5 protein-coding genes are annotated in these 6,761 nt (G+C 40.0%); 4 read left to right on the top strand and 1 reads right to left on the bottom strand.

The genetic code is table 11. The annotated features are described in order from the left end of the window. Both lpdA and BLT_RS0116415 read left to right on the top strand, forming a co-directional pair. Positions 1–1,174 (top strand): dihydrolipoyl dehydrogenase (lpdA, locus tag BLT_RS0116420; RefSeq protein ID WP_017728860.1); only part of this gene is annotated, 1,174 nt, incomplete at its 5' end. Positions 1,175–1,533: 359 nt separating this feature from the next. Then, positions 1,534–2,580, top strand: a complete 1,047-nt coding sequence (locus BLT_RS0116415; RefSeq protein ID WP_017728859.1) for a TRAP transporter substrate-binding protein — start codon at positions 1,534–1,536, stop codon at positions 2,578–2,580. 266 nt (positions 2,581–2,846) lie between these two features. On the opposite strand, the gene BLT_RS0116410 is transcribed toward BLT_RS0116415, so the two are convergent. Then, positions 2,847–4,145, bottom strand: a complete 1,299-nt coding sequence (locus BLT_RS0116410) for a type II restriction enzyme (RefSeq protein WP_017728858.1) — start codon at positions 4,143–4,145, stop codon at positions 2,847–2,849. 287 nt (positions 4,146–4,432) lie between these two features. Between BLT_RS0116410 and BLT_RS0116405 the strand changes: the two genes are divergently transcribed. Together BLT_RS0116405 and fabF are read left to right on the top strand one after the other, a co-directional pair. Further along, a complete protein-coding gene (locus BLT_RS0116405; protein ID WP_017728857.1) occupies positions 4,433–5,377 on the top strand; it encodes a beta-ketoacyl-ACP synthase III in 945 nt (314 codons plus the stop codon). A gap of 15 nt (positions 5,378–5,392) precedes the next feature. Continuing rightward, positions 5,393–6,631 carry a beta-ketoacyl-ACP synthase II gene (gene fabF, locus BLT_RS0116400; protein WP_026105164.1) on the top strand — a complete coding sequence of 413 codons (1,239 nt, stop codon included), beginning with the start codon at positions 5,393–5,395 and terminating at the stop codon, positions 6,629–6,631. Positions 6,632–6,761: the final 130 nt, after the last annotated feature.

Raw genomic sequence — 6,761 nt, 5'->3', positions numbered from 1 at the left:
CTTTGAGATGAATCAAATGATGGATTGGAAGCAATCCATTGTTAGCAAATTAACAAATGGTGTTAATGCCTTGTTAAAGTCCAACAAAGTTAATGTCGTAAAAGGGGAGGCTCGATTCATCGGTAAAAACAAGATCGAGGTTATGTCTGAGGAGAGCCGTGAGCTTTTTGAATTTGAGTATGCCATTATTGCAACAGGTAGCCGGCCCAATGAAATTCCTAGGTTTGAGTTTGACGGGGAAACGGTGATTAGTTCCACAGAAGCCTTACAATTGACGGATGTGCCAAACGAATTGGTCGTGATGGGAGGTGGTTACATTGGGCTAGAATTAGGAACAGCCTATGCAAAGCTAGGAGCAAAGGTTACGATCATTGAATTGCAGGATCAATTGTTACCAGGTACCGATCTTGAGTTGATTCAGCCTGTGTACAAAAATCTTAAAAAAATCGATGTAGATGTATTCACAGGTACTAAGATTAAGGCCCATGAAAAAATTGGAGCTCAAATGAAGCTAGTGCTAGACACATCTCTAGGGGAGCGTTCAATCACCGCCGATAAGCTACTAGTCTCTGTGGGGCGCCGACCGAATAGTGAACAGCTTGGATTAGAGGAAATCGGAGTAGAAGTGAATGAAAAAGGCTTCATCGTCACCGATCAACAATGTCGCACAAGTCAGTTCTCAATCTTTGCAATCGGTGATGTAGCCACAGGTCCTATGCTGGCACATAAGGCTTCGAAAGAGGGAATTGTAGCCGCAGAAGCTCTTTCAAACAAAGCAAGTGAAATGGATGCTTTTGCAATGCCTGCGGTCATTTTTACTGACCCTGAAATCGCGACAGTTGGACTTAGTCCTGATGCTGCCAAAGAAAAAGGATTTGAAATTACGGTAGGGAAATCACCTTTTTCAGCCAATGGGCGAGCGCTCTCAACACAGCAGGCGGAAGGATTTGTACAAATCGTTGTAGAGAAGGAGTCTGATAGGGTCTTAGGGGTTCAAATGGTTGGTCCTGATGCATCTTCATTAATTGGAGAAGCAGCGCTAGCCATCGAGCTAGGGGCTAAAGCAGAAGATATTTCTTTGACCGTACATCCACATCCGAGCTTGGAAGAAGCGCTAATGGAGGCGGCTGCCAGTGTGAATGGTGAAGCAATTCACACACTGAATGTAAAATGACGGGTTGAGCCTATTAAGCCGAAAGCTTTTGATGTCTATTTAAAAAAGTTTTCGGCAAATAAAAGCATGTTTCAAAATAATCAATAATCTAAAATGAAAGCGCATTCATCATTTTTTAAAGAGGATGCTTTTTAAGTAGTTTGCTGTTTTTGTCGAATTGTGTCTAAATAATACGAATTAAGTGAGAGGAGACTTGAAAAGGATCAAATCACAAAAGCTTTCCTTTTAAAATAATTTCTAGTTTTTAATGTGGTAATGGCAAGATTTAGTTGAAATGAATGGTTGAAGATGGAATGAACAAGAGGAAATGAATGCTTCAAAGAATGACAAAAAATAAGCCATAGGAGTGAACGGCCCTTATGAAAACGCAAATCTTGTTTTTCTTAGCTGTATTCCTTGTAAGTGTACTTATTGTTGGTTGTGGTTCAACATCTTCTAGCACAGAAAATACATCTAATACAACTGCCGCAGCGCAAAATGAAGAAGGCTTTGAAAAAGTTTCAATTAAATTAGCACATGCCACACCAGATTCTGATATTTCTCATATGCATCAAGCTTCTTTGAAATTTAAAGAAATTGTTGAAAAGAAAACGGGCGGACAAGTGACGATTAATATTCATCCAAACTCTCAGCTTGGAGGAGAAAGAGAGATTATTGAAGGAACGCAGCTAGGAACGATTGATATGGCTTTTGTCTCGAGTGGGGTTTTAGGTAATTTTGCTCCTGAAGTCAATGCTTTTGATTTTCCGTTTTTGTTTCGTGATAGAGAGCACGTAGAAAGAGTGTTTGATGGAGAAATTGGTGCAGACGTAGGTGCAAAGCTAGAGGAAGTAAACTTAAAAGTTTTAGCATGGGCGGAAAATGGATTTAGAAATATTACTAATAGCAAACATCCAATTAAAACACCAGAGGACATGGAAGGTCTTAAAATTCGTACACAGGAAAACCGGGTGCATATCGATGCATTTAAAGCTTTAGGGGCAGATGCTACGCCAATGGCATGGCCAGAAGTATTTACTGCCATGCAGCAAGGAGTTGTTGATGGTCAAGAAACGCCGCTTTCGCTTATTGTTCCGAGTAACTTCTTTGAAGTTCAAAATCATCTTACCATTTCACACCATTTATACAGTGCATTTCCATTTGTAATTAACAAGGATAAATTTGATAGTCTTTCTCCTGAGTTACAAAAAGTCTTTGTTGAAGCTGCTGAGGAAACACGTGATTGGGAACGGCAATTTATGATCGAATTAGATGAAGAGCTTTTACAGACGGCGATTAATGAAGGAATGAAAGTCGTCCCTCGTGAGGAGTTTGATTACGAAGCATTTGTTGAAGCGAGTCAACCAGTGTATGAGCAATATGAAGCAGAGTTTGGAGTGTTATTAAAACGAATTCAAGCTGAGTAAAAAAGCGTTAGTAGGAGGTGTGAAGGAAATAGGTTTTATGCTGTCCACCCCAGCTAAGTGAAGAGCGTATCTTCGCTGCGCTGATCCTGTACAAGAGCTAACCATCACAAAATGATTAGCTCCTTTTTGTGGAAAGGGGACGAGTTTTACAGGATGATAAAGCAAAAAGCTTGCCGGTTACACCCCTTTATTGAAAGGATACTTAGCGTTACTTAACGAACTTATCTCTATTCAATGAACAGAGAGTCGCTCAAGTAAAATGTGTTTCAGAGTTGCGTTAAACGGTAGACCCACTCTGACCATTTTTTGACTGATTGAGAACGACGTCCGATTGTAGAGCTATTTGGATTAACATTGCCGTTATTTTTTTCAATGATTTGAATACACCGCTCTGTAGGTAGATGCTGATTATTCGTTAACCACTCTAAAAAAGCTTCTCTAAAGGGAGCATGTTCCATAATACAAGTGACCAGAGCCAAATACTTCTGCTTGTAAGGCTTCGACATGATCCGGCGGCCTTTTTCGTTGAGTGTCAAGAAGGTTGTCCGGTCAACTGTTATCCTTTCAACAAGTCCTAAATATCTGCCAACATCCGCGTGATAATAGGATTGTCGAATATTAAAGTCATAGTTTTCTGCGACTTCATTTGGTGTCATATCTTTTTCGTATAATAGCCCTAAAAGATCAACGACTCTTTCAAAGGTATCTGCCTGCGGAAAGGGAATGGTTCGATCCTCTGTTACGGTAGGTACTGAGCGGGCAATCGTTAATATCTCGTCTAATGTCATTTTTTCACTGTCTATAATATAATCTTTTTGTTCAACTAAACGAATCGAATTAAAGGTTTGATCGTCGTCAAATTTATAGACGAAAAAACTAAAAATATCGTTGGAGTGAGTGAAAAAGACTGGCAAAACAGGTTTATTCGTTCGTTTCTTCCATACACGATAAGGATAAAATAATTGACGGATATTAAAATCCTTTACCGTCTCTTTTTTTGCCTCTACAATGACAAAACAATCGCTCGTTTCGTATCCACCATCAATTTCTATTTGAGAGCCCTCTACCTTAATAGGAAATGCTCCACCTGTAGCAAGATTAACGCGATAGTCAAAGCTTTTAGACCCCATTCTTCCTGAGACGGTTTGCAGTAGTTGGGAGTCGTGCTTTAATCCTAACACACGATGAAACATGCCTGAAACGTGTGCAGCATGTAAAGCTGAGCTCTCAGAGTATAGATCGTCTTTTTTGATCGTATCAATAAAGCTAGGGATGCTGACACGCGTAGGTAACTGATTTTTTTTATATTGTACCTTTTGGAAGATTTCAAAGCTTCCAATGATATACTCTGACCGGGATAATGGCAAGATAGAAAGCTTGTATTCTTTAAACGGCTGCGCTAGATTCGTCCGATGATCAAATTTACACATAAGCCGAGGCTCTCGCTCTTTTCGAATATCATCGGCTAAAATTCGGTGATATCCATCATGCGTTATCCCATCGAGAATACGATACCTTTCAAACAACGCTTCCCACGCTACGTCATTCTTTGTTTTTTGAGACATTGCTTCATTCCTCCACCTTATTCCACTTTATTAAGCTTTGTATTGCCCTATTGATTTCTTGATTTGGCCCTTTATCTTCTGGTACTAAATGTACCATTGCTAAAATGTGATTTCCATCTTTGTTATCAAGGACTGTTCCTCTTTTTGTTTACTGTGTTCACAAAACAAATTGCTTGCTCATTTCTTTCCTTTTCTCCTTTTTATTTAAAAGGGTTTACGGTAAAATACAATTTATATAGTAGATAATATGATCAGGTCATAATTCGTAAATAGATTAGGGTGATGAAATGAAAAGTGTGGGTATCATTGGCGTAGGCACCTATCTTCCTGAACAAGTTGTAACGAATCACGATTTAGAAAAGCTCGTAAATACAGATGACGAGTGGATCCGTACAAGAACAGGAATTGAAGAGCGTCGGATTGCCAGTAACGAAATGGATACATCTGATATGGCGATTATTGCTGCAAAAAAAGCGCTGATAAATGCTTCATTAGATGTATCTGATATTGATTTAATCATTGTTGCTACTGCAACTGCTGATTCTGTGTTTCCGTCGGTTGCCTGCATGGTGCAAGAGGCTCTTGAAGCTCATCACATTCCGGCGATGGATCTAAGTGCGGCTTGCACAGGGTTTGTTTACGCTCTAGTAACAGGAAAGCAATTTATTGAAACGAATACATATAAAAATGTTTTGATTATAGGCAGTGAAAAATTTTCAAAAATCATTGATTGGACTGACCGGAATACGTGTGTTCTGTTTGGGGATGGTGCTGGAGCTGTTGTCCTTAGTGAAGTTTCACAAGGGAAAGGAATCTTAGCATTTGAATTAGGTGCAGAGGGGACAGGCGGGAAGCATTTATTTGTAGATAAACAAACGAATTATGTGGCGATGAACGGTAGAGAAGTTTTTAAATTTGCAGCCCGGCAAGTGCCAGAATCATGTTTAAATGCAATCAAAAAGGCAGGTCTTGAGACGACTGACATCGATTATTTTGTTCCACATCAAGCGAATACTCGAATTATTGATGCGGCGCGAGAAAGACTTGGTCTGGCAAAGGAGAAGGTTTCCGCAACGATTAAGGAACATGGCAATACCTCAGCAGCATCAATTCCACTTGCGTTATTTACTGAAATTGAAAATGGGAAAATTAATGAAAATGACATCATTGTTATGGTGGGCTTTGGAGGGGGCTTAACTTGGGGTTCAGTTGTTTTAAGATGGGGTAAATAAAGGAAAAGAGGTGGAATGATGAGAAAACGAGTCGTTGTTACAGGAATTGGAGCTGTCACTCCCTTGGGAAATGATGTGTATACAACTTGGGAAAAGATTAAACAAGGTGTATCAGGTATTGCTCCAATTACTCGAATTGATGCAGAAAAATTTAATGTTAAAGTGGCTGGTGAAGTAAAAGGGTTTAAGCCAGAGGATTTTATGGATGGAAAAGAAGCAAGAAGAATGGCTCGTTTTACACAATTCGCCATTGCTGCAAGTAAGATGGCTGTTCAGGATGCAGGAGTTCAAATTGGAGAGAATGTTCATCCAGAACGGGTAGGGGTTTGGATCGGTTCGGGTATTGGTGGGCTCGATGCGTTTGAAGAGCAGCATAAGAGATTTTTAGACAAAGGACCGAAACGGGTAAGCCCGTTTATTATTCCGATGCTAATCCCAGATATGGCGTCAGGTCGTGTATCCATTGAGCTTGGAGCCAAAGGGATTAATAATTGCTCAGTAACGGCATGTGCTTCAGGTGCAAATTCAATCGGAGATGCCTTTCGTGCGATTCAAATTGGCGATATGGATATGATGATAACTGGAGGTACAGAAGCGGCGATTACGGAGATGACGATTGCTGGATTTTCAAATATGACAGCTCTATCAACAAATTCAGATCCAAACAGTGCAAGTCGTCCGTTTGATAAAAATCGAGATGGGTTTGTCATTGCTGAAGGCTCTGGGGTCGTTATATTAGAAGAATGGGAGCATGCGGTATCTCGTGGAGCAACGATTTACGGTGAGCTTATCGGATATGGAGCAACAGGTGATGCGCACCATATTACTGCACCTGCACCGAATGGAGAAGGGGGCCAGCGAGCGATGAAAATGGCATTGAACGATGGTGGAATTTCTCCAGATCAGGTAGATTATATTAATGCCCATGGGACGAGCACTCCATATAATGATTTGTACGAAACACAAGCCATTAAGGAAGTTTTCAGGGAGCATGCGTATCGCCTGTCTATTAGTTCGACTAAGTCGATGACGGGTCATTTGCTAGGAGCAGCAGGGGCAATCGAGGCAATTTTTTCTTTATTATCAATGAAAGAAGGGATCATTCCTCCAACCATTCATCTTGAAACACCTGATGAAGAGCTTGATTTAGATTATGTTCCAAATGTAGCAAAGCAATCAGATGTAAAGGTTGTATTGTCCAATTCTTTAGGTTTTGGCGGTCATAATGCTACATTAATTTTTAAAAAGATATAAAGGCTTTAAGGATAGGTAAGTAAGGGGTGATTGTTGAATCAATCATCTCTTTTTTTGTGAGTAAGTGATACTCAACAAAAAGCTGGTAATCGTTTTATATGGAAAAATAAAGGGAAGCGCTGTAAAAATA

Source organism: Halalkalibacterium ligniniphilum (assembly GCF_000334155.1).
Lineage (GTDB): Bacteria > Bacillota > Bacilli > Bacillales > Bacillaceae_D > Halalkalibacterium > Halalkalibacterium ligniniphilum.
The sequence above is the reverse complement of the archived record's forward strand: the minus strand, read 5'-3'. Positions and strand labels throughout refer to the sequence as shown.

Bases quoted from the DNA above. Each gene is read 5' to 3' on its own strand.
- BLT_RS0116415 (WP_017728859.1), top strand. From the start codon at position 1,534: ATGAAAACGCAAATCTTGTTTTTCTTAGCTGTATTCCTTGTAAGTGTA.
- BLT_RS0116410 (WP_017728858.1), bottom strand. From the start codon at position 4,145: ATGTCTCAAAAAACAAAGAATGACGTAGCGTGGGAAGCGTTGTTTGAA.
- BLT_RS0116405 (WP_017728857.1), top strand. From the start codon at position 4,433: ATGAAAAGTGTGGGTATCATTGGCGTAGGCACCTATCTTCCTGAACAA.
- fabF (WP_026105164.1), top strand. From the start codon at position 5,393: ATGATGAGAAAACGAGTCGTTGTTACAGGAATTGGAGCTGTCACTCCC.